Here is a 21,989-nt window from a genome sequence, read left to right as displayed (position 1 = left end):
AAAAAGCTGGGGCAGAATCCCAGCTTAGTTAGAGGTAATGATAGCCAACATCTCGATTCTATAGATCCGTAAAAATTAATTCCGCTTCGTTTTCCGTGACACAGTTTTCTCTATGTTATGCAAGTAACGTCAACACTTGAGACGGTTGCTGGTTTGCTTGTGCTAGGACTGACTGAGCAACGTTAGCAAGCAGATTTTGCTTAGTTAGAACCATAATTTCTTCTGCCATATCTACGCCTCGAATTCGTGATTCAGCTGCCTGCAAGTTTTCACTCGTTTGAAGCAGATTTGAAAGCGCGTGTTCCAGTCGATTATGCGATGAACCTAAATAAGAGCGTTCTTTCGAAACGAGTGCTATTGCTTGATCTAGTTTCGTTATCGTATCATTTGCCGCTTCTCTAGTTGTGATAGAAAGCGTTTTAAACACACCAGAATCTTGATCTGTTAATAAGCTCTCTTGAATGGTAACAGCTTGCCCTTTTGGTAACGGTGTTAACGATGAATAAATAAGTGAATCTTCTTTGTAGTAGCCTGCTTCTCGATTTTCTGTCGCTTCAAACCAACTAGCTTGGTGGACTTCGCCTGTAGAATCGCTGAAGTCTAGAGTAGGCGTAACCGTTGTAACTGTTTCATCATTTAACGTAATTTGATAAGACTTTCCTTCCCATTGAATATGGTACGTTCCGTTTTGTTCTGGTACAGCTGCACCATACTTAAGCTCATCCTCAATATAATAACCAGGACCTTCCTTGCCGTTGGCGTCATAATAGCCAACGATTTCCATACCCGGCTCACTTGCTGTTCTTGCTCGTCCGATTTGGACGGTTGTCTCACTGCGAACTTCATTTGCAAGACCTGTAAGTCGTAAAGGTTCAAAGACTGTTAAACCTAAGTCAGTTGTAGACATGCCTGCTCCTTTTACAGAAATGGTTTGACCTGCGTTGGCACCAATCTGAAACGAAAAGTCTTTTTGTCCTGTTAAAAGGGAGTGGTTGTTAAAGGTTGTTGAACTGGCAATTCGATCAATTTCCTCGCTTAAGTTGTCAAATTCTTTCTGCATCGCAACTCGATCGGTTGTTTTATACGTATCGTTTGCCGCTTGTACAGTAAGTTCTCTCAACCGTTGCAATATATGGTGCGTTTCATTCAAGGCTGCCTCAGATGTTTGAATGAGGGAGATCCCATCTTGCGTATTCCGACTTGCTTGATTTAATCCGCGAATTTGAGCACGCATTTTTTCGGAGATTGCTAACCCAGCTGCATCGTCTGAAGCTTGGTTTACTCTCAATCCTGTCACCAGTTTTCCTTGTGCTTTCTCTGCCATTTTCTGATGGTTCGCTACCTGTCGATGGGCATATAAAGCGGAAGTGTTTGTAGAAATATTCATTGGTATTTACTCCTTTTGTAGGTATTTGTATTCGGTCCTTTACAAATAAAAAGAATTATTTGTAAAAAAAATATACGTTAGAACCACTTCTATAGTTATGGTTTTTATATAAATATCCTTTTAAAAATGACATATTTCTTTATTTTATTTAATCAGAGCACAGTCTTATATCGCTGCAAAGCTGATTTCTGTACCAATTGTTCTTAACCGAACATAGGCTATGTAAGAAGAAGTTACGTTAGGGTGGTAGGGATGCCAAGTCAATCAACAGAAGAAAAACTACACTTATCGCAAGACTTGATTTACTACGAAAGCTTACTAGGAACCATTGCGGCGACGTTATTCTTCTTTGGCGTAAAATTAAGCCGTGATATATCAAGGGCTACTGAGGAAACAGAAGATTTGTCTGAAGAAGAGATGGAAGACATCGTTACCTATACTGCCGCTACTTCAACAAGAGGCGCATTACGTCACTATGAAGATTTACACGATGTGCTAACCTCTTTGAAAGAAGAATTAAAGCAAGTCGATATCGAATTAAAGGAAATGCGTGCAATTTTAAAAAAATATTATCGATAAATGGTAGAATTATTGTATTCAGACTAACCGAGGCTAAAATGCCTTGGTTTATTTAGTAGGAGGAGTGGCATGGAACAGATTGTACGGTGTAAAAACGTTACCTGGGTTAGAGAAGGAAGGAACGTACTGAGTGACATTAATTGGGAAATGAATCAAGGAGAGCATTGGTGTGTATTGGGCTTGAATGGATCTGGAAAAACAACGCTTCTTAATCTAATAAATGGCTATAGGTTTCCAACATTAGGAGAAATCTCAGTCTTAGGTCAAGTGTCTGGGAAAACTAATTTTCCAGAACTTCGGAAAAGGATAGGGTATGTGAGTAGCTCGTTAGATTCCTTTTTGCCGATTATGCAGAGGGAAGGTGTGGAGGAAGTCGTAGTTAGCGGTAAATTCGCGTCATTTGGCTTATACGAAAAGGTTTCAGACCAGGATTGGCAAAGGGCAGAAGAGATTTTACGCTCTTTACGGTTACATCATTTAAGGGGGAAAACGTTCGGTGTGCTCTCTCAAGGAGAACAACGAAGAGTATTAATTGGACGGGCATTGATGAGCAGCCCCGACATTCTGATTTTGGATGAACCGTGCACCGGGTTGGATGTGCCAACCAGAGAAGAGATGCTGAGCTTGATGGAAGAAATAAAAGCAAGAGGTTGCCACCTTATCTATGTAACTCATCACATTGAAGAAGTTTCGCCTGTCCTTACACATGTGCTCATGATACAAGATGGCAAAGTCGCAGCGGCAGGACCAAAGCAAAAGGTATTGACTTCATCTTTATTATCAAAGGTATTCAAACTGCCTGTTGATGTAGAATGGATGAATGATCGACCTTGGCTAAAGATTGTTAGCGGGTAGAACGGCCGACTTGAATACTTGCACCATAAACAATAAATGCGCTCAATATTAAGACCCACATTAAATCGCGATACACATCGAATGTCAGCGTAAAGAGTCGGTGTGTCACTTCTACCAGAAGCCAACCAATCGGAAAGATAGGAAAGGCATGTTTAGCGGCGCGTATATAGATGAATGTCCCTCGCTCATCTTTTGATTCTTCTAATTTTGAAAATTGGTATTCTTTATAAATGAAATAAATAAACAGAATCAAGACGATAAGACCAATGTACATAGGCATAAATTTAATTTCTCCTTTTCTTAGAAAATGCGACAATATCTTCATCTAGCAGAAACGATAACATATCTTTCTGATTATGTAAAAAATAGGTATAAAAATCAATTTACTTTGAACAAGGCATAACGACGATCAATCTTTTCAATTTTACGTATGTTGTATGGTTGAGTGAATCTCAACAAAATACGTTGAAAAGGCTAGGTGTTGTACGATGGCAATTACAATTCCAGTACCAGGTTTAGGAAACGTTTGAGTTTTAACAGGACCGGGAGATTCTGTTAGTTTACGAGGATGTCAACAGTTCGTTGGTACAGGCGAAACCATTATTCAAGTATCACCAACGGCGTTATTTAACGTTTTCTGTCCAAATGGAAATGCGATTCGTGTCGTTTATTTAACAAATCTTGAAGATTTAAACTTAATTAACTTGATTGAGCAAATCCTTGATCTTAACGCACAAGTCATTGAAGCAACAACAGAAATTACTACGCTTGTTGCGGTTTAAAATATCCGAAAAATCCCACTAGCTTTTGCTAGTGGGTATTCTTCTGGCTAGGGTTCTGAATGGTATACTCAGTTCTAAATTTGGATAATAAAACCAATTATTCGTAAAACGGGCAGACAGACTAACGCATTGCGGCATCTTACATATATTGTAGTGTTGAGTAAAGCTCAGCAAAATTATATGAAAAGGCTAGGTGTTGCATTGTGGCAATTACAATTCCAGTACCAGGTTTAGGAAACGTTTCAGTTTTAACAGGACCGGGAGATTCTGTTAGTTTACGAGGATGTCAACAGTTTGTTGGTACAGGTGAAACCGTTATTCAAGTATCACCAACAGCATTATTTAACGTCTTCTGTCCAAATGGAAATGCAATTCGCGTTGTCTATTTGTCAAATCTGCAAGATTTAAACTTAATTAATTTAATTGAGCAAATCCTTGATCTTAACGCACAAGTCATTGAAGCAACAACGGAAATTACTACGCTTGTTGCGGTATAAATGAACGCATATTCCTCTACTAGCTTTAAGCTAGTGGGGGGTTCTCTTATTTAATTTATACATATGCCAAAAAAATAGGAGTGTGCCAGAGTTTCTAAAAATATACGTTAGTCTACGTATTTCCCAATTGCAAAAACAATGGACAAGCGTTAACTTCGACTACCTGTCAATTCGAAAAAAGATAAATTCCTTGTTGATCGTTCATAGTACTTGCCTTATTACTATATAAGGAACATATATAAGGAACAAGCTATACGCATTGAAAATTCAAACTGTGAGAGAAATACGTAAACGAGCAGCACATTGCGCTAGTTACGAATGCAGGAAAGCGAAAATGTTCTTGCTCAATAGACATGTTTTTGTTATTATATAAAAATATTTATAAATACTTTGATCTCTTTTAGGAAAACATGAATAGAATTGAACAACGTTAATCAAGTGAATTGTCAGAACAAGCAGACAGTCTTTTTTGTCTGTTTGCAGTGGACATTTTCTTTGAACGCTAACGAGTGTTTTCATCTGGGTCTAGACAAGGAGAAACATCACAACATGTCAACATCGCAACAGTGGTCGTCAAAAATAGGATTTTTATATGCAACGGCAGGGAGTGCGATCGGACTCGGCGCTATTTGGAAATTTCCATACATGGCGGGAACGAGTGGAGGAGGCGCTTTTTTTGTGCTTTTCTTAGCGTTCACGCTTCTTATAGGAATTCCACTTTTAATTGGGGAATATATTTTAGGGCGTCATTCTCAAGCTGACGCTGTAACGACATTTCAAAAGTTAGCACCACGCTCAGTTTTTCGTTTTACTGGTTGGTTAGGCGTCATCACATGTTTTCTCATCCTCTCGTTCTATAGCGTTATAGGTGGTTGGTCTATTCTTTATCTTGGATCGTCACTGACTGGACAATTAGGGCAATTAGATGCAGACGGATATGCAGCGCATTTTAACGAATTGATAGCAAACCCTTACTTGGCAATTGGCGCGCAAGCATTCTTTTTAGCTTTGGCTGCTGGAATTGTGTCAAGAGGGGTACAAGAAGGAATTGAAAAAGCGTCAAAATGGATGATCCCAACTTTATTTATTTTGCTTGTCATTTTGGCAGGTTATTCGTTAACGCTAGATGGCGCACAGGAAGGGTTAGCATTCTTATTTTCACCAGATTGGGGCACAGTTTCTAACGATGTTATATTAGTTGCGCTAGGTCAGTCTTTTTTCGCTCTATCTTTAGGGGTTTCAATAATGGTTACATTAAGCTCTTATGCATCAAAAAAACAGGATCTCCCTATCTCCGCTATTACGTTAGGTGGAATGAATATCGTTGTCGCTATTCTTGCAGGGGTCATGATTTTTCCAGGTGTCTTTACATTTAACTTAGAACCGAGTGAGGGTCCTACTTTAATTTTTGCAGCTGTGCCAACGATTTTCTCACAAATCCCATTTGGTCAAATACTTGTACCGCTATTTTTTATTCTCTTTTTCTTCGCCGCATTGAGTACAGCGTTTTCGTTGCTTGAAATTGTAGTGGCGGCATTTATAAAAAAGGATGTCACGAAGCGTCAAAAAAGCAGCTGGTTTGTTGCGGCACTCGTTCTTATTATGGGTATCCCATCTGCTTTATCATTTGGTGTGCTGGCAGATTGGTCGCTGTTCGAGTTTTCCTTTTTTGATCTAATTGATTACAGCGTATCAAATATATTGATGCCGGTTGGTGCTTTTCTCATTAGCTTATTTCTTTTACTTAACATGCCGAAATCTGTTTTACGTGATGAATTCAAGCAAGGGAGTCGATTTGGTCGAAAGCTTTTTGTCGTGTGGTACAGCATCATGGTTTTTGTTGTTCCAATTGCAATTGCGATTGTATTAATTGATCAGCTCTTTGGGTTAAATGTGCTCGCTATTTTTGCATCTTTACTCGAATAAAACCGCTCAGCATCTACTGAGCGGTTTTTCTTTATGAAGGTTTGATCTCTCTTTTTTTAAATACATATAATGCAACACTTAAAAACAGTAACCAATAGACAAACAAAACAATCGCAGAAAAAAGTGGGTTTGTTAATGAAGAGATTGGCCCGCCTTCTGTTACATATTGGCTCAAATCATTCACAAAAGGGAGAATAATAGCCCAGTCATAAAATTCAAGAAGCATCACATTTGCAACTAATCCTAAAAATTGGCTCGCAATGCTGATTGCAATTGCCATGATATCGCTTGAAAACATGGAAGAAATCGCAAAAGCTAACGTAGCAAGTAACATCGTCATCGGCAGATGCGCAACAAAAACGAGTATCGATTGGAGTCCATAGCCTCGTTCTTGAACGTCTCCATTTACAATATGAAGAAAGCTCGCTTGTTCATCAAAGCCGAAGAACATTGCCCCGAAAAGAAGGGAAGAAAGCCAGAGCGTGGTGACAAATACAAGCATATAGATTAGCACAGTTATGTATTTCGATAAAAGAATCTTAATACGTGAAGGTGGTCGTACAAGTAAAAGTTTAATGGTCCCTTGTTTAAATTCAGAAGAAACAATAGTGGCGGCGATCGCAATAATAAACAAACTAACAAGCATCAGTAACCCGTTACTATTTGTGACAAAAGTCCACGCACTATTCGGCATCGCATACGCTGGAGGCAGGTCGTTGTTTAATCGATATTTTGCTAAAAGAATTTGTTCTTCAGCGAATGGTTCTTCACCAGTAAACTCTTGGTAATAAAGGATGTCTGCTTCGAGATTATCCCGCCAGTTGCTCTCAAACATATCAAAGTCTGGGGCGTTATGTACAACGGTGGCTGTTAAAAAGGTTAACGCAACAATTAATCCTAACATAACCCATGTGCCAACTCGTCCATTTTGTTTCATAAGCTCGTTTTGAATAAGTCGTATCATGGCTTTACACCTTCTTTATTTGTAAGGTGAAGAAAGCGTTCTTCTAAGCTATCTTTCACGATGCTTACTTCTTGAACATCTATTTCAGCACTTAAATGGCGGATAAAAGAGGCAATTTGATCTTTATGTAGTGAGAGTGTAAAAGAATCCTCGTTTTTTTGCGTTTGTTCATCATAGGTTTTCATCAGGGAAAAAGCTTGATCATCGTAAATGTGGTTCACACGAATACGATAGGTTATTCGTTTGTTTGCTTCAGTATCTATAAGCGTCTCCTCATGCACCATCTTTCCTTCTTGAATAATGGCAAATCGATCGCACATTAGTTCCATTTCACTCATTAAATGGCTCGATACGAGAACCGCTAATCGCTCTTCTTTTGCTAATCGTCTAAGGTAAGTACGGACTAGGCGAATGCCTTCCGGGTCTAACCCGTTGGTCGGTTCGTCAAGAATAAGTAGCTTTGGTCGATGGATCAGTGCTTGAGCAATTCCGAGTCGTTGCTTCATTCCTAATGAGAAGGTTTTTACTTTTCGATCAATCACCTTGGATAAACCGACAAGGTCAATTAATTCATTAATTCGTTCATGATTGACTTCTCCATTCATTCGAGCGAAATGAACCATATTTTTTCTAGCAGTTAAATGGTTGTACATCTCTGGATTCTCAATAATTACGCCGACATGTTTAATCGCTTCGCTGTAGGAAGATTTTATACTGTGACCCGAAATAGAAAGATCTCCACTCGTTAATTCTGATAAACCAACCATCATCCGAATGGTAGACGTTTTTCCAGCGCCATTTGGACCGAGAAAACCGAATACCTCTCCAGCGTTGACAGTAAAACTTATATCGTCGACAATTCTTTTGCCACGAATTGTTTTTGAAACATGCTGTAGTTCTAAAATAGCGGTCATACAATCCCTGCCTTTCAATCTATTTCTAATGAGAAAAGAAGACTTGTTCCATTGTACTATGAAAGGAACTGAAATAAATAAAATTTTTACACTAGTGAAAAATAATCATCGCGATAAAAAAGCTTGATAGATAAAATAAAAGGCTAATAACCAAATCGTTACAGCAGACGCCTTCTGTATATAAGTGAATAATCGATCTGATTTGTCCCATTGCTTTACACGATTTCCAGCGTGGGCTAACAAGAAAAACGCGAGCCAAGAAACAAGGATACATGCAAAGGCAAAGCTTACTGTTTCAAGGCGAGTATGATAGTGAGTGGCATAGGTTCCGATAACGGCAATGGTATCTAAAATAGCGTGGGGATTAAATAATGAGACAGATAATGCGAGAAAAACTTGTTTTTTTCCTGAATACGGTTTTTGCTGAAACGTCTTCGTCGTAGAATTACTTTTCCAAATTGTCCACCCAATGATAATTAAAAAGCCGACGCCAATGAGATAAAGAAGTGGTTCTAAAAATGGAACTGCTTGTAAAGCAAATGATACTCCAAACACGGCGACAACAATTAGAAGAGTATCCGCTAAAGCTGATGTTATGATAGTCGGCATGCTTTTTTTGAATGTTGGTTGAACCGCTCCTTGATGAAAAATAAGTAAATTCTGCGGACCTATCGGGATGATAAGCGCAGTCGCTAAGACAAACCCGTTTATAAATGCACTAATCATAAGATCACTCCTTTACTTAAGAATAAAGATGCTTGTATAGTAAAGAAACAACCAATTGGTTGATAGTTTAACCAACCAATTTAAGAGGTGGATCTTATGGGGGGGAAACCTAAGCGGTCGGAAGAACAATCTTTAACTTCTCAAATCAAAGAGTGGATGCTGGAGCAGGTCACAGGAGGCCATTGGCCCATCGGAATGCGACTTCCTTCGCAGCGAAAGCTTGCTAGTGAACTAGATGTAAACCGAAGTACCATTATTCATGTGATGGAAGATTTGAAAGCAGATGGCGTGCTTGAAGCAAAGCAAGGTAGCGGAATTTACGTAAAAGCAAGAGGATGGGAGTATATTCTTTCACAGCAAGTGCCAGACTGGCACAAACGGATGAAGCATAGTACGTACAAAGCGAATATTGATACGGTTCAACAAATAAACGAGTTTGAACAAGACGAAGCAATTATTCGATTGGGAACAGGGGAGTTGTCTCCAGACCTAATTCCAACTGAGGCACTATTGTCATCAATGAAGTCATTGACAATGACAAATAAAGATTTTGGTTACTCCGAACCGTTAGGAAGTCTGATTTTACGGAATGTATTAACCGAATATTTGAAGAAGCGAGGCATTAATACGAGTGCGAAAAATATCGTTATTGTTTCTGGAGGTCTTCAAGCATTACAGTTAATTTCAATTGGATTATTGCAGTCAGGCTCAACGATAGGCTATGATTCACCATCGTATTTACATTCCTTACCGTCTATGCCGACTCGCTCGGTTCATCATGAATCGAGGAAGCGGCAGAAGCATTCCATGTATTACACGATTCCAACGCTATCAAATCCAACAGGTAGTATTCTATCACCTCAACAACGTCAATCTTTGCTCCAGTCTTATCATGATCGACACACCCCGATTATAGAGGATGATGTGTACCATGAATTGACTTTTTCGGATGCACCTCCAGCTTTAAAGTCGTTTGATCAAACAGGACAAGTGCTTTATATCGGCAGTGTCTCTAAAGTGTTAAGTCCAGGTCTACGAGTGGGGTGGCTTGTGGGCCCACAATCAGTGATTGCTCATTTAGCTGATTTGAAGATGCAGTTGGATTATGGCAGTAGTGCGTTGTCCCAGCAGGTTGTTGCGAAATGGCTTCTTTCAAAAGAGTTTGAAACGCATAAGAACCTATTACGTGAACAGTTAAAAGCACGTGCTCTTTTTACCGAGGCAATCTTATTAAGAGATTTTGCTAGCATAGCAACTTGGGAATCGCCAAAGGGTGGATTTTATATTTGGTTACGTATCAAGCAACCTGTTGTCACAAAATCATTGTTTTTAACGATGTTAAGGCGGAAAATTCTTATTCATCCAGGTTATATGTATGAACCGAATGACTACCATCATATTAGAATTTCATATTCATATTGCCATAAAGAAGAGTTAGAAAAAGCGTTAATGATACTGGCAGAAGAAATTTTAAAACGAACCGAGTAAAGTGGATCATCTCATAGAACAAGTACGTACACAAACGGATAAAAATGTTGCGACCAGGTTAAGCTGTTAGCAAGATGTGTATGGAAAAGTTCTAGCAAACTGAGGTGAATCTTTGGATATATCAACCGTTATGAATCTTTTGGCCGTCGCCGTGTTAATTGCACTCACAGCTTTTTTTGTTGCTTCAGAATTTGCAATTGTGAAAGTGAGGAGTACCCAGCTTGAACCTCATCTTGAGGGTGGCGGAAAGAAGGCTAGCGCAGCCAAACGTGTAACAGCAAATTTAGATGAATATTTGTCAGCTTGTCAATTAGGGATTACGATCACTGCTCTCGGAATCGGGCGTTTAGCAGAACCAACTTTTGAGCGAATGCTTCATCCAATTATCGGAGAGCTGTCAAACAATGAGGCATTTGTTACTACGCTATCGATTGCGATTTCATTTGCATTTGCAACTTTTTTACACGTAGTAATCGGTGAATTAGCGCCAAAAACAATTGCCATTCAAAAAGCAGAGCAAGTGACATTGCTACTCGCTCGACCATTAGTTTGGTTTTATCGCTTCCTTTACCCGTTTATATGGGTGTTAAATGGTTCCGCGCGTTTACTTATTAAAGCACTTGGATTTAAGCCAATGGGCGAACATGAAGTCCATCATTCAGAAGAAGAATTGCGCCTCATTCTCTCCGATAGTTTAAAAGGTGGGGAAATAAACGAATCCGAATTTCGATTTGTAAGTAAAGTATTTGATTTTGACGAACTAATTGCAAAAGAAATTATGGTGCCACGTACTGAAATGGTGACCGTTTCACTTGAAGCTACGACTGATCAAATTTTATCGATCATAAACGAACATCGTTTTACTCGATACCCGGTCATTAGTGAGAATAAAGATACAATCGTTGGCGTTTTAAACGTTCGCGATTTATTGTCTTCGTATACAGAAAATCAGGAAAGAAAACAACTTGGAGAGATTGTGTATCCAGTAATAACAGTTTTTGAAACGGTTCGAATTCGAGACATTTTAATTGAAATGCAAACAAAGCGCACGCATATGGCTATTTTGTTTGACGAATATGGAGGTACAGCAGGTCTTGTTACGCTTGAAGATATTTTAGAAGAAATTGTCGGCGATATTCGTGATGAGTACGATATAGATGAAAGCAATGATATCCAGCAGATGGGTGATGATCACTATCTTGTTCAAGGTCAAACACCGCTTCATGACATCAATCAGGTTCTATCAGTAGACTTACAATCAAATGACGCAGAAACCATCGCGGGTTGGCTGTACGAGCATCAGTATGATTTAGTTGAAGGAGATGACATCGAGTTTGGGGGATATCGATTTTTTGTTCGGCATGTAAACGGCAATCAACTTGATGAGATCGAAATTAAAAAAGAATAGCATTTTGAATCGTCGATTGTGACGGTCTTTTTTCATCTCAAGCAACACAAGGGGCACTTATTTCAAAATTTCCAGAATCTAGACAACATGTGGTAACAGCATTAGAAAACATGTTGCAAGGCACAGACCCTAAAGAAGCTCTAGATCAGGCAGCAGAAGGAACAAATCGCGCAATTGACGTGTATAACCGGTCAAATCAATAAAAAAGTTTCCTTTAGGCAAAAAAATTGTTTACAGGAAAGATTGAGAAGGGTATACTGGTTATACTCCCTTCAAAATAAAGACTGATCAAAAGAGCGCCTCATTTAAAATGAGGACGCTCTTTTTTTATCGTATTTTATACACCAATTATAAAAATAAAGAAACCAGACAACCGTTATTCACATCAACTAACCCGTGATCGGTAATCTTTAAAGCCGGACTAACGGGAAGGGAAAGAGTGGAAACCGACATAATCGGGTTGTAATGCTGATAGCCTAAGTCTTTCATTGCTTGTACAAGCTGTTTGACGTCTTGTCCAACTTCTGCAAGCGGTGCTTCGGAAAGGATACCGCCGATAGGAAGGGCTAGGAAAGCTTTCACCTCATCGTTCTCAACAACGCAGAATCCGCCATTGGACTCAATCACCGTATTGGCGGCTTTGACCATGTCTTGAACATTTGTCCCGATCACAAGGAGATTATGATTATCATGAGAATACGTTGTTGCGATGGCGCCGCTCGTGATGATGTCGCCAGAAATGAGCCCATGAGCGCGGTTGCCTGTTTGCTTGTGTCGTTCAAATGTGGCAATAAGACGGCAGTCGGAGCCTTGCCAGTTTAGTTCGCCTTCAATGCTTGGTAGCGTGACGTGGGTTTCTTTCGTAAAGGTCGAGCCGTCGGCAACATTCATAACGCGTACGGTTTGCGCTTTCTCGGTATGAATCATGAAGTCTTCTGCTGTTAAAAGCGGAAGATGAACGCTTTTATAAAAGTGCGCTGGGAATTGGTCAGGTCGTACCTGTTGCCCATGACCGACGGATCGCTCAAATACCGAGACGCCGTTTTTATAAACAGCTTGGAAGGTGAAGGGCTGATCTTGCTCAACGATAGAGAAGTCAGCAATCTTTCCAACGGCGATCGCACCACGGTCAGTCATGTTCATCCGTTTTGCTGGGGTAGCTGTACAAGCATAAATGACGTCTTCGTAACGCATACCAGCGGCAACGGCTTTTTTCGCTAGAATATTTAAGTGTCCTTTTTCAAGCAAAACGTCAGTCATAATGTCGTCGGTGACAAAGCAAAAATGCTCGCTGACGTCGTTTTGAATTAAGAACTGCATGACCTCATCCGTCATTGATTTCTCTTGAATTTGTACGAACATCCCCGCTTCAACCCGAGCGCGTAGCCCATCTTCCGTCTGGTGCGTATGGTCAGAGCCAATACCTGCTAGCATGATTTGATCGAGCTCCATACCGGTTAGTTTTGGCACATGGCCCTCTATCGGCGTATTCGGGTACTTCTCGCGGAAGTGGGTAAGGATTTGATTTGTTTTTGAATTTGAATCATTGAGGACATCGACATAATTCATAATCTCCCCAAGGCACTGAATTTGTTCGGTCGCCATCAGCTCATCGATTTCTTTAATGCCGATTTCGCCACCTGTCGTTTCAAGCGAAGTGGCTGGAACGGAGCTTGGGATCGCGTACATCATATCAACGGTGCAAAAGTCACTTGCAGAAATCATTGCTCGAACGCCTTCAATTCCGAACACATTCGCCATCTCATGAGGTTCTGGCACAATGGTCGTAACGCCATTTTGCAAGAGCGCATAAGAGAAGGTTTCCGGTGTAACCATCGAGCTTTCAATATGAAGATGGATGTCAATTAAGCCTGGAATAAGCTGTTTTCCAGCCACATCAATCGTTTCTTTAGCGGTTATCTCTGCCAGCTCTTCTTTCGTACCAATTGCGACAAAGCGGCCTTCATTAATAGCCACATCGACCGCGCGAAACTGCTTCGTATACGTGTTATAAACGTGAGCATTTGTCAGTAGCGTTTCAACTTGCATATGAATCCTCCTTACTGAACCACGACAATTTTGTCTTCTGGGAATAAGAGCGTCACGGCTGTTCCAATAGCCAATGGGTGAGCAATTGCCGCATTGACGGTAAACGTTCCAAGTGCCGTTTCAACCGTACATTGGTAGCTGCGACCGAGAAATGTGCAAATCTTGATCGTACCTGAAACATGATTCGGACGCTCTCCTTGACCAGTTTCCAACAATAGCTGTAAATCATCTGGACGAATCGCCCCGGTCATTCCGGCTTCACTATTTTCATGTTTTGCAACTTGGAATGTGTGGCTACCTGCCGTCATTAGCAACGTATCGCCTTGTTCTTGACGGTCTGAGAAAGAGATGAAGTTTTTAAACCCGATAAACTCAGCCACAAAGCGTGTTTTCGGATAGCGGTAAATATGCGCTGGTGTGTGCAGCTGCTCAATCACACCGTTGTTCATAATGGCTACCTGATCGGAAATTGAAAAACATTCTTCTTGGTCGTGGGAAACGTAAACCGTTGTAATGCCCAGTTCCTGCTGAATTCGGCGAATCTCTACGCGCATGCTTTCACGTAAATTGGCATCTAAGTTGCTAAGCGGTTCATCAAATAGGAGCAGATCTGGTTCAATGATTAGCGCCCGGGCAATCGCGACACGCTGGCGTTGACCACCGGAAAGCTCTTTCGGATAGCGGTTTTCGAACCCGATTAAATTCACAACCTCAAGCACGTGCTTGACGCGTTTTTCAATGTCTGTCTTTGATTTTTTCCGCAGCTTTAAGCCAAATGCGATGTTGTCATAGACCGATAAGTGCGGAAAAAGCGCGTAATTTTGAAAGACGAAGCCAAAGTTCCGTTTCGAAACCGGCACTTTCGTATAATCATTTCCATCAAAGGTAAAGCGACCTGCTTTGGCATCAATAAAGCCAGCAATCAGTCGGAGCGTCGTCGTTTTACCGCAGCCGCTTGGGCCAAGCAAGGATATAAGCTGGCCTTTTTCAATATTGAGCTGAAAATCTTTTAAGATATCTTGCTTTTGATAAGCAACGGTTACTTGATCTAAAGATAATAAAGTCATTGTCGATCCTCCATCGTTCATACTTAGCGTTTTGTAAAATGTGATAAGCCGACAAGCCGTTCAATCACGAACATAAACAAGGCGGTGAAAATCATCAGCAGCACGGAAATGGCCGCCACCGTTGGATCAAAGTAATGCTCGACATACGTTAACATTTGAATCGGTAATGTACTGATTCCCGGTCCAGTTAAGAAGACAGAGATATCCACGTTATTAAATGACTCAAGAAACGCAATCAGTACACCAGCGATGATTCCCGACTTGATATTAGGAATAATGACGCGGAAAAAGGCACCGATACGACTTGAACCTAAATTCATGGCTGCTTCTTCAATTGAAAAATCAAAGTTGGCCATGCTTGAGGCAATGACGCGAATGATAAACGGCAGCATTAAAATCGTATGGCCAACAAAAAGCGCGGCCTCGAGCGGTAAACTATAGCTGACAATTAAGTAGCGTAAGAACGTGAAACCAAGTACCGTTCCCGGAATCAAAATCGGTGAGACAAACAGGGCGTTTAACAGACCTTTACCGCGAAAATCAAAGCGGCTTAAGGCATAGGCAGCAGGGATGCCAAGAAGTAAAGCACATAAATTCCCTAGCAAACTGACAATCATTGAAAGTTTAAACGTGTCCATAAAGGCGGAGACGCCGAAGATATTGCGGTACCATTCAAGCGAAAAGCCTGTAGGTGGAAACTGGAGCACACTTGTTGGTTCAAACGAAGCGATAAAAATGATCGCCAGTGGACCGAGCAAGAAGAGAAAGATCGCGAACGTTGTGATTCCTAATGCGAGATTCTTTGACTGATTCATCTTAAGCGCCTCCTGGATTCAACATCGTTGCGATTTTTTGGAAAATGCCGGTAACAACAAACGTCAGCACAATCATGATCGTGGCAATCATCGCTGCCGTATTCCAGTCGTTTAGCGTAATGGCGTTTTGGTAAAGAAAGGTTGAAATCACGCGTTGCTGACCACCGAGTAAAGCCGGTGTGGTGTAGGCCGTAAAGCTGCCGACAAATACAAGCGTGCTTCCAATTAGCAAACCTGGCATACAGAGAGGAAACATTACTTTTAAGAAAGCTGTTGTTTTTGATGCTCCGAGGCTCTCTGCCGCGCGAATGTAGTCAGAATCAATGTTTTCCATCACGCCAACAAGGGTGACAATCATGAGCGGTAGGAACAAATGAACAAGCCCAATTGCAACAGCCACTGGCGTGTAGAGAATCGTTAATGGTTCCTGAATGATGCCGATAGATAATAGGAGATCATTCAACAGACCGTTTCTTCCTAAAATAATCATCCAGCTAAACGAGCGAACGATCGGACTGACGAGTAAAGGAAAGATCGCCAGCATGAGCAAAAGCGCTTTTTTTGAGCCGTTGATTTTGGAAATGTAGTAGGCAACGGGGAACGCAAGCACGATGCAGAAAAAGGTCGTTGTTAAGGCGACAAACAGCGTTGTTGTTAAAATATCAAGAAAATACGCATCCGTTAAAAAGTTCATGTATCCAGCAATCGTAAAGCTGCCATCCTCAAGAAAGGTTGACAAAATGGTCAGCACGAGTGGGATGATCATAAAGATTGATAAAAAAAGCAAGCCTGGAAGAAGCAAGAAATAACGTCCAGATCGTTTCAATACAGCCACCTCATTGCAACACAGGTCAGCGCGACCCGTGTTGGATTGTTGTTAGGAAATAAGATAAAAATGCCTCTTCATCAAGCGTGAGTGCGACGTGAACATTCGGTTCTTCACCCAACCGGTTTTGCACGTCACAAATCGTTTGACCATCGCATAAACGGCTCGTTGTCTCAACGTCTGTGTGAAGTAAGGTCGTTTCACACAGCTCTGGTCGAATCGCATAGGCAACGGCAAGTGGATCATGTAAAGCGCATGCTGCTATGCCATTGCGCATCTCGTAGCGCGTCATATAATGCGCCGTGCATTCTTGAATAAACGCTTTTACAGGGGAGTCCCCTAATGAGTCGATATGGTCTTTATAAAGCAGCGCTTTGCGCGTCACGTCCAGTCCGATTTGCGTTAAGGACGCGAAGCCCGCTTGCAGCACGATCCGAGCAGCTTCGGGGTCAACAAACATGTTGTACTCAGCGGTCGGTGTAATGTTGCCATAGGTGAACGCGGCTCCGCCCATATAAACGACTTTCTGAATGAGTCGTGGGAGATCAGGGCATTTCTGTAACGCTAAGGCAAGATTTGTTAACGGTCCAGTCATAACAAGCGTGAGCTCACCTGGGAAGCGTGAAGCTTGCGAAATGATAAAGTCTGGCGCGAATCCTGGTGTCGGAAGCATCGCCGGTTCAATATCTGCTAATGCGCCGCCTAGACCGTTTTCTCCGTGAACCGCTTTTTCAAAATGAGGCGCCCGGAGAAGAGGGGAGACTGCTCCTTGTACAACGGGCACGCGAACATCGGTTAAGTTCAGTACGTTCAGTGTGTTTGTTGTTGCTTGCTGGAGCGAGACGTTACCATTTACGGTCGTGATGCCGACTAAATCGGTTTCTAAGTCGTTTGCAGCTAGGAGAATACCGAGGGCATCATCAATGCCCGTATCGACATCAAGCAGAAGTTTCTGTTTCATGATACACCTCCTTAATTCGCGATTTCGCGATTCCAGCGGTCAATCCACTGCGATGATTGTTCATTGACAAACTCCATATCAAGTAGCTTTAAGTCATTGATTGTTTCCTCGCCGTACGTAATGCCGTCTGCTTCTTCAGCTGATAATTCAACGGTTTGGTTAACAGGTGAATCAATCTTTGCCTTGGCGGATGCTGCTTGAACTTCCTGACTGAGATGCCAGTTAATGAACGCTTCTGCTAGTTCCTGATTGTCGCTGCCTTCAACAACATTCACCGTGTTCAATACGGCATAAGCGCCTTCTTCTGGCGTCACAAACTGTGTGGTAGGAACAGCTGCGATTAAATCGTTTAAATACATTTCCATAAACGGTCCGGCAACGATCTCGCCTTGAGAGAACATATTAACGAAATCAGACGTGCGGTCGTATTCTTTCACGACATTGCTTTTTAATAGTGTTAGTTCGGCAAATGCCGCGTCCTCATTAAAGCTTTCTTCGCCAGCAACGATGGAAGCTGCGTCTAGGAACATCGGGCCTGTTGTCGCCGTAATGTTTGGTAAGGTGATGTTGTTAGAAAGGGACTCATCCCATAAATCGGCCCAGCTTCTTACTTCTAAATCAACTTCATCCGGGTTATAAGCAATTCCGAATTGACCGACGGTATAAGCAGGGCCGTATTCTTCTCCAAGGGGCGCTTGTGCTAATTCATAAAGATCATCAATGTTCGGGATGTTGCTTCGATCGATTTGGGCAAATAAGCCTTCATCGATGCCTTGTTGGGCATAATAGTCGGATAAGTAAATGACATCAATATCCGCCGTACCTTGACGGATTCGATTTAATCGCTCAGAATTATTCCCCACATCAACAACGATGTTGACGTTATGTTCTTCTTCAAACGGTGCGTACACTTCTTCATTAAAAAAATCCTCTGCAAACCCCCAAGTAGAGATAACGAGATCCGTTGATGCATCTCCACTGTTGTTGCCTGATTGGCCGCATGCACTAAGTGCTGTAATGCTTACCAAGAAAATGGTCATTGTCGCTAATTTTTTCATTTTTATTCCTCCAATGTTATAAACTAAAAAAGGAAGACACACCTGTAGCCGCGCAAAAAGCACGTTCTACAGACGCATCTTCCTTGTGTAAACACGCAGAAAAGCAGTCATTTCGCAGCTAAATCTCAAACCAGAGCATGTCCAATTTGTTCATTTAGTCTATTAAATTGTGGTGAAGAAGAATGGTGGTAACAGCCCACTGCGTTTGAGCATCGTAATCTCGTAATACAACATCAATTCGTTCAGGGAAATGCGATTCTAAACGTTCAGCAAGCTTTCGTTTATAAAGTAGAGAGAGGTGAAAATCAACCTCTAGCTTTAATGATGGGATCTCACCTTCAAGTGCCATTGAGCGAGCCGCACGTTTATGCTTTGCCTGGATCGTGATCATATTAGAAGCAATGGTCGTTTTTAACAGGGTTGTGCCAACACCAAATAATTCTTTTGAAACATCATTGTAAAGTTGAGCAAGAAGTTTTTTTGTTTCGTTCACATCTATAGTCATTTGATCACCTTTAAATGAAAACTTGTAACGTCATTGTACATAAGTTCATTCTTTAGTGCAATAGTAATGTTCGGAAATTATCGATTTTATTTCAAAATAAGCTACTTATTTTGAATCGATAACTGTTAAGGACGAACATTTTGGTAAGGGGGAGATTTTTTAAACATTATAACGTTATTTACTTTACAGAATTTTTTCTTTATACTGACTAACTATACACATTGTACGATATTGATAATGAGGTGAATCATGAAGCAGACACTTAAAAATCTAAGGTTAGCTTCTGGAAAACGTATTGATCTTTCTATTCAAGACGGCATGATTCAAGAGGTGGGCAATTTAAATCATTCTGATGCGAACGAGATTCATTTTCCTAAAGATTTATATGTTTCAAGTGGGTGGATTGACCTTCATACTCATGCTTTTCCAGAGTTTCCGCCATACAGTGCAGACCCTGATGATATCGGGTTTAAAACAGGGGTAACGACGGTCGTTGATGCAGGTACGTGTGGGGCGGATCACATTGATCGCCTCTATGAGTTGTCAATGAAACGAAAAACAAGGGTGTTGTCGTTCTTAAATATTGCGCGCTGTGGACTAGAAAAAACGAATGAATTAGCTGATTTACACGATATTTCCGAACGTGAAATAGTAAAAGCAGTCAAGCGATATCCGTCATTTATTGTCGGTTTGAAAGCACGGATGAGCGCAAGTGTGGTAGGCAGCAACAATCTTGAACCATTACGCCTTGCGAAAGCGTTTACTCACAAACTAAATAAGCCGTTAATGGTTCATATTGGTAGTGCACCACCCTTGGTAAAAGATCTTTTAGAATTATTGGATGAACGCGATATTATTACTCATTGCTATAACGGTAAAGACAATCAGTTATTTACCAATGGGGGAAAGCCCATTCAAGCGTTAATAGAGGCAAGGAAACGAGGGGTTTCATTAGATGTTGGTCACGGGTCCAAAAGCTTTTCGTTTCGGGTTGCCGAAGACGCAACTCGTGCTCAAATCCCATTTGATACGATTAGCACGGATATTTACAGCAACAATCAGTTGAATGGTCCCGTTTTTAATATGGCTACGACACTAACGAAATGTTTAACCCTTGGCTATTCTTTAGCTACTGTCATTCGTGCGGTAACAGAAACCCCTGCAAAATTAATTGGTCGAACCGATATTGGTCATTTGAAGCCAGGGGCAAAAGCAGATTTAACGCTGTTTAAAGTCGAGCAAGGAACGTCTGTACCGCTCATCGATTCTTATGGTGTCGTTAGACAATCGAAAGGCTATATTCAACCAGTTGCTGTTTATTTAGGAGGGGATTATTATGAACTTTAAACAGAAGCTCCATAAAGCAATTAATGCAAGTGGCAGAATGACAATACTCGGAGTTTCCACATTATCTGATCGCGTCACAGAAGAAATGCGCTATGGCGGAAAGCACTATTTTGAAATGGCAGATTTATATGAGCAGTCAGGAAAAGCCGTTGCAGCTTATCTCAACACAGAAGACGCGATGATTACCAATTCGGCGTCCGCATCTATAACACTAGCAATTGCTGGTCTTATAACGAAAGATGATCCATACGCGGTTGAACATTTGCATAAAGTTGCACCGAACGTACCGCATGAAATCCTCTTAATGAAAGGCCACAATGTAAACTATGGTGCACCGATTGAAACGATGGTCTCTCTAGCTGGTGCGAAGGTGAAGGAGATAGGCTATGCGAATGGATGTGACATGCCACAAATTGAACAGGCGATTACGGAAAAGACAGTCGCCTTTCTGTTTGTACAGTCGCATCACTGCGTTCAAAAAAATATGCCTTCCTTAGAAGAAGTTCGAAACTTATGTCTCCAATACGATTTACCACTTCTTATTGATGCAGCAGCAGAAGATGGCATAGACCAATTTGGTACACGATGTGATTTGGTTGCATTTAGTGGGTCAAAAGCGATTGAAGGACCTTCAAGCGGCATTCTGGCAGGGGCTGAACCATTTATCTCCTATGCGAAAATGCACCGTCCTTACATTGGTCGGGCCATGAAAGTAGGAAAGGAAACGGTATTTGGATTATTAGCGGCTCTTGAAGATTACGGAAAAAATACGATGACGTTAAAGGAGCAAGAAAACGAATTACGCGTTTTTCAATCGCTCTCAACATTACCGGGTGTAGAAACCGCAATGACTGAAGATCCAGCTGGACGACCGATTACAAGATGTCGGATTTATATCGATCCATCGAAAGCAAAGCTGAATGCACGTCAACTAGTTCAAGCTTTAAAAGAAGGGGATACCCCTATTTATACAAGGGACTACCATGCAAATGAAGGGCATATTGATTTAGATCCACGACCTCTATTACCAGGTGATGCCACCGTTATTGTTGAACGACTAAACGAGTTATTGGGGGATTCTGTCCATGTCTAATTTTTATAAAAATCGAATTTGTTTAAATGTATTAGCAGATGATCTTGACAATGCTGAAGCTTGTTATAAAGCGGCGAATGGGCATGTTCTTATCGGTGTTCTATCAAAAAATTACTCAACAGTAGATGAGGCTGTGCTCGATTTGGAGCGATATGCTGTGAAAACAAATCAATCGGTTTCCGTCGGACTAGGCGCGGGCGACCCGAATCAATGGAAAGTCGTAGGTGATATTGCACGCAAATTTAAACCTAAACATATCAATCAAGTTTTTACAGGGGTAGGTTATACCCGAGCTGCATTAGAAAATGAAACGACGATGGTCAATTGTTTAGTCTCACCTAGTGGAACCCCGGGGTTTGTGACAATTTCAACGGGCCCGTTAAGTTCACAATCAACACCTGCAGCTATTCCAATTGAAACGGCGATTGCCATGATGAAGGATATGGGCGCAAATTCAGTTAAGTTTTTTCCGATGAAAGGGCTACGTACACTTCATGAATATAAGGCTGTTGCTCGAGCGTGCGCAAAAGCTTCTTTCGCTTTAGAGCCTACAGGGGGAATCGACCTTCATAACTTTGAGGAAGTAGTGCGGGTTGCGCTAGATGAGGGGGTTGAAACACTTATCCCACACGTCTATTCTTCAATTATTGATCCAGCTACAAATAAAACAAAGATGAAAGATGTTGAAATCCTGTATAGCAAAATGACGGCACTTGTTGATTCATATGACTAAAGGGGGCTG

The 21,989-nt window shown here is 41.3% G+C and carries 21 protein-coding genes and 1 pseudogene; 10 read left to right on the top strand and 12 right to left on the bottom strand.

The features are described from left to right. Positions 1–115: 115 nt before the first annotated feature. A complete protein-coding gene (locus tag ACE1TH_RS06620) occupies positions 116–1,387 on the bottom strand; it encodes a flagellin N-terminal helical domain-containing protein (protein WP_375078600.1) in 1,272 nt (423 codons plus the stop codon). Between the two features lie 252 nt (positions 1,388–1,639). On the opposite strand from ACE1TH_RS06620, the gene ACE1TH_RS06615 reads away from it, so the two are divergent. After that, a complete protein-coding gene (locus tag ACE1TH_RS06615) occupies positions 1,640–1,966 on the top strand; it encodes a hypothetical protein (RefSeq protein ID WP_255225212.1) in 327 nt (108 codons plus the stop codon). A 69-nt stretch (positions 1,967–2,035) separates the two neighbouring features. Then, complete coding sequence (locus ACE1TH_RS06610) at positions 2,036–2,821, top strand: ABC transporter ATP-binding protein (protein ID WP_255225213.1); 786 nt, start codon at positions 2,036–2,038, stop codon at positions 2,819–2,821. On the opposite strand, the gene ACE1TH_RS06605 is transcribed toward ACE1TH_RS06610, so the two are convergent. Next, complete coding sequence (locus ACE1TH_RS06605) at positions 2,811–3,101, bottom strand: hypothetical protein (RefSeq protein ID WP_375078599.1); 291 nt, start codon at positions 3,099–3,101, stop codon at positions 2,811–2,813. The genes ACE1TH_RS06610 and ACE1TH_RS06605 overlap by 11 nt on opposite strands. A 705-nt stretch (positions 3,102–3,806) precedes the next feature. Here ACE1TH_RS06605 and ACE1TH_RS06600 point away from each other — a divergent pair. Beyond that, entirely contained in the window at positions 3,807–4,100 is a 294-nt protein-coding gene (locus ACE1TH_RS06600) for a hypothetical protein (protein ID WP_099300669.1), read from the top strand. A 549-nt stretch (positions 4,101–4,649) separates the two neighbouring features. Beyond that, entirely contained in the window at positions 4,650–6,026 is a 1,377-nt protein-coding gene (locus tag ACE1TH_RS06595) for a sodium-dependent transporter (RefSeq protein WP_375078598.1), read from the top strand. A gap of 31 nt (positions 6,027–6,057) precedes the next feature. Here the strand turns inward: ACE1TH_RS06595 and ACE1TH_RS06590 are convergent, their stop codons facing one another. From ACE1TH_RS06590 to ACE1TH_RS06580, 3 genes are all read right to left on the bottom strand, one after another. Then, positions 6,058–6,990, bottom strand: a complete 933-nt coding sequence (locus ACE1TH_RS06590; RefSeq protein WP_375078597.1) for an ABC transporter permease — start codon at positions 6,988–6,990, stop codon at positions 6,058–6,060. Next, positions 6,987–7,904, bottom strand: a complete 918-nt coding sequence (locus ACE1TH_RS06585; protein ID WP_375078596.1) for an ABC transporter ATP-binding protein — start codon at positions 7,902–7,904, stop codon at positions 6,987–6,989. Before ACE1TH_RS06585 ends, ACE1TH_RS06590 begins: the two co-directional genes overlap by 4 nt. Positions 7,905–8,009: 105 nt before the next feature. Then, positions 8,010–8,630, bottom strand: a complete 621-nt coding sequence (locus ACE1TH_RS06580; protein ID WP_375078595.1) for a LysE/ArgO family amino acid transporter — start codon at positions 8,628–8,630, stop codon at positions 8,010–8,012. A 96-nt stretch (positions 8,631–8,726) separates the two neighbouring features. Between ACE1TH_RS06580 and ACE1TH_RS06575 the strand changes: the two genes are divergently transcribed. The 3 genes and pseudogenes from ACE1TH_RS06575 to ACE1TH_RS06565 all read left to right on the top strand — a co-directional run. Next, on the top strand, positions 8,727–10,118 hold the full coding sequence (locus ACE1TH_RS06575; protein ID WP_375078594.1) for an aminotransferase-like domain-containing protein: 1,392 nt from the start codon (positions 8,727–8,729) through the stop codon (positions 10,116–10,118). A gap of 130 nt (positions 10,119–10,248) precedes the next feature. Next, entirely contained in the window at positions 10,249–11,526 is a 1,278-nt protein-coding gene (locus ACE1TH_RS06570) for a hemolysin family protein (RefSeq protein WP_375078593.1), read from the top strand. A gap of 35 nt (positions 11,527–11,561) precedes the next feature. Then, a pseudogene (locus tag ACE1TH_RS06565) lies at positions 11,562–11,729 on the top strand (ABC transporter substrate-binding protein); the annotation flags it as partial. Between the two features lie 145 nt (positions 11,730–11,874). Here ACE1TH_RS06565 and ACE1TH_RS06560 read toward each other — a convergent pair. The 7 genes from ACE1TH_RS06560 to ACE1TH_RS06530 form a co-directional block, all read right to left on the bottom strand. After that, positions 11,875–13,575, bottom strand: a complete 1,701-nt coding sequence (locus ACE1TH_RS06560; protein WP_375078592.1) for an adenine deaminase C-terminal domain-containing protein — start codon at positions 13,573–13,575, stop codon at positions 11,875–11,877. A gap of 11 nt (positions 13,576–13,586) precedes the next feature. Then, positions 13,587–14,642, bottom strand: a complete 1,056-nt coding sequence (locus ACE1TH_RS06555; protein WP_375078591.1) for an ABC transporter ATP-binding protein — start codon at positions 14,640–14,642, stop codon at positions 13,587–13,589. A 23-nt stretch (positions 14,643–14,665) separates the two neighbouring features. Then, on the bottom strand, positions 14,666–15,457 hold the full coding sequence (locus ACE1TH_RS06550) for an ABC transporter permease (RefSeq protein ID WP_255225233.1): 792 nt from the start codon (positions 15,455–15,457) through the stop codon (positions 14,666–14,668). Between the two features lies 1 nt (position 15,458). After that, positions 15,459–16,283, bottom strand: a complete 825-nt coding sequence (locus ACE1TH_RS06545) for an ABC transporter permease (RefSeq protein ID WP_255225234.1) — start codon at positions 16,281–16,283, stop codon at positions 15,459–15,461. A 25-nt stretch (positions 16,284–16,308) separates the two neighbouring features. Continuing rightward, complete coding sequence (locus ACE1TH_RS06540; protein WP_375078590.1) at positions 16,309–17,244, bottom strand: nucleoside hydrolase; 936 nt, start codon at positions 17,242–17,244, stop codon at positions 16,309–16,311. Between the two features lie 11 nt (positions 17,245–17,255). After that, entirely contained in the window at positions 17,256–18,302 is a 1,047-nt protein-coding gene (locus tag ACE1TH_RS06535; protein ID WP_255225236.1) for an ABC transporter substrate-binding protein, read from the bottom strand. A gap of 154 nt (positions 18,303–18,456) precedes the next feature. Next, the gene (locus ACE1TH_RS06530) at positions 18,457–18,807 is read right to left on the bottom strand and encodes a DUF2294 domain-containing protein (protein ID WP_255225237.1); all 351 of its coding nucleotides are present in this window, start codon (positions 18,805–18,807) and stop codon (positions 18,457–18,459) included. Positions 18,808–19,056: 249 nt separating this feature from the next. Here ACE1TH_RS06530 and ACE1TH_RS06525 point away from each other — a divergent pair, with 249 nt between their 5' ends. The 3 genes from ACE1TH_RS06525 to dagF are packed head-to-tail and all read left to right on the top strand — an operon-like array spanning position 19,057 to position 21,980. Further along, positions 19,057–20,154 carry an amidohydrolase/deacetylase family metallohydrolase gene (locus ACE1TH_RS06525; RefSeq protein ID WP_375078589.1) on the top strand — a complete coding sequence of 366 codons (1,098 nt, stop codon included), beginning with the start codon at positions 19,057–19,059 and terminating at the stop codon, positions 20,152–20,154. Next, complete coding sequence (locus tag ACE1TH_RS06520) at positions 20,144–21,247, top strand: DgaE family pyridoxal phosphate-dependent ammonia lyase (RefSeq protein WP_375078588.1); 1,104 nt, start codon at positions 20,144–20,146, stop codon at positions 21,245–21,247. Before ACE1TH_RS06525 ends, ACE1TH_RS06520 begins: the two co-directional genes overlap by 11 nt. Further along, positions 21,240–21,980 (top strand): 2-dehydro-3-deoxy-phosphogluconate aldolase, encoded by a 741-nt coding sequence (dagF, locus tag ACE1TH_RS06515; protein WP_375078587.1) that lies wholly within the window; start codon positions 21,240–21,242, stop codon positions 21,978–21,980. Before ACE1TH_RS06520 ends, dagF begins: the two co-directional genes overlap by 8 nt. Positions 21,981–21,989: the final 9 nt, after the last annotated feature.

Source organism: Shouchella sp. JSM 1781072 (genome assembly GCF_041949915.1).
Classification (GTDB): Bacteria; Bacillota; Bacilli; order Bacillales; family Bacillaceae_D; genus Shouchella.
This window is presented reverse-complemented; position numbering and strand designations above follow the sequence as displayed.